Source organism: Sandarakinorhabdus sp. (genome assembly GCF_032115815.1).
Taxonomy (GTDB): Bacteria; Pseudomonadota; Alphaproteobacteria; order Sphingomonadales; family Sphingomonadaceae; genus Sandarakinorhabdus.
Map to the genome: position 1 here is coordinate 1 of NZ_JAUMBI010000118.1, position 1,756 is coordinate 1,756.

2 protein-coding genes are annotated in these 1,756 nt (G+C 70.2%); both read right to left on the reverse strand.

Translation table 11 applies throughout. The features are described 5' to 3' along the window. Positions 1–107 precede the first annotated feature (107 nt). Positions 108–635 (reverse strand): sigma-70 family RNA polymerase sigma factor, encoded by a 528-nt coding sequence (locus RT662_RS07145; protein ID WP_313670020.1) that lies wholly within the window; start codon positions 633–635, stop codon positions 108–110. A gap of 60 nt (positions 636–695) precedes the next feature. Then, positions 696–1,756, reverse strand: a 1,061-nt coding sequence (locus RT662_RS07150; RefSeq protein ID WP_313670021.1) for an ABC transporter substrate-binding protein, incomplete at its 5' end; no start/stop codon positions are given.

Here is a 1,756-nt window from a genome sequence, read left to right on the forward strand (position 1 = left end):
GGGCCGGTCTTCCAGCGGCTGGACGGGCGCCACATCAGCGGCAAGCCGGTCCATCAGCGCGTCCAGAGCAGGATTTGGCAACTGCTGGTTGGGGGAAAGCTCCGTCATCACGCATCCTCGTCCACGGCGGCGGCCATGCGTTTCAGGCCGCGATGCACATTCACCTTGATCATCGATTCCGATTGGCCCAGCCGCGCCGCCGCTTCGATCACGCTCAGTCCCTCGATCTTCACGGCACGGATGGCAGCGGCCTGGGCAACCGGCAGCAGCGCCAGCAAGCGATCACAGCCCAGCCGGCCAATCAGCGCGGCTTCGCCCGATTCCACCGCGATATCATCGAACAATGCATCGGCATCGCGCACCCGGGCGCGGCGCAGGCGATCAACCCAGCGATAGCGCGCGATCGCCGCCAGCCACGGCAGGAACGGCCGCGCCGGATCCCAGCTCGCCCGGCGCTGATGCACGGCCAGCAGCGTATCCTGCACCAGATCATCCAGATCGGCCGGTGCCACCTTGCGCCGGAACCAGCGCATCAGCAGCGGCGCTGCCAGCCCGAGCAACTGGCGATAGGCAATGGCATCGCCGGCCTGGGCGGCGCGCATCAGCCGGGCCAATGTGGCCTCATCACTGGTCATGGCTGGGAACGCGCACGGTCATGCCCAATCTTCGCAGCGACCGCGCAAAAGGTTGCAGCCTCAGCGACCGTCGCCCGATATGCGGCCCAGCGGATGCCGGCCAAGCAGATTGGCCTGGAACCCTGACAGTTCATTCGCCACCAGCGCCCAGCGCACCGGCCGCAGCAGCGGGATGAACGCCGGATCGGCCATAAGCGCCGCTTCCGCCGCCGCTGCCGCTGCCTGGCGGGCGGTGAGATCATTGCCGGCCGCCGCCGCTTCATCCATCAGGCGATCAGCCGCCGCGCTGCACGGGCGGACACGGCCACAGCGCCACTGACCCAGATGCGCCACCACATCGGCCACGCGCGCGGTCTGTTCCACCAGCACCAGATCAGCAGAGCCGCTGCGACGCGCTTCGGCAAAGCCACCGGGCCGGGCGCGCTGCACGGCAAGGCTGATGCCCAGCGGCTGCAGATTGGCCGCCAGCGTTTCGGCCAGGGCCTGAAATTCGGGCCCGGCCGGCACCAGCAACGACAGGCGCAACGGCTGTTCCGGCCCGATCCCAACGTCGCGCAGCAGCGCGGCGGCCAGGGCACGGCGCTCTTCCGGCGGGCGCGCCCGATCATCGGTGGGCGGCGGCAGGCCATCCCACAGCCGGTTCTGCGGCACCAGCTGGGCCAGCGCCAGCCGATTGGCCATGGGCGCGCCATCGGCCGCCAACAGCAACGCGCGGCGCAGCCGCCCATCGGTGAGCAGGCCGCTGCGGGCATTGATGGCCAGGCCAATCACACCCGGCACCGCTTCCAGTTTCAGCGCCCGCCCCTGCCCGGCCGCCCGCGCCGTGCCCAGCCCGGCAAGGCCATCGCCCAGCACCCGTTGCACCTCGCCCTTGGCAAAATCAGCAACGGCAGCGGCGGCGTCGACTGACACGATGCGGATGCTGGCGGCGCGGGCATCGGGCAGCGGACGCTCACTGCGGCGCTGCAGGCGCAACGATTCCCCATCCTTTTCCAGCGTGTAAGGGCCGGGAAACAGCCGCCCGCGCCGATCGCGCACCGCCAGCGCCGGTTCAGCCAGCCAATCGAGCAGCAGCGGCGTCGCCGGTTGCGGCGCCAGTTCCACCACTCGGGCAATCGGCG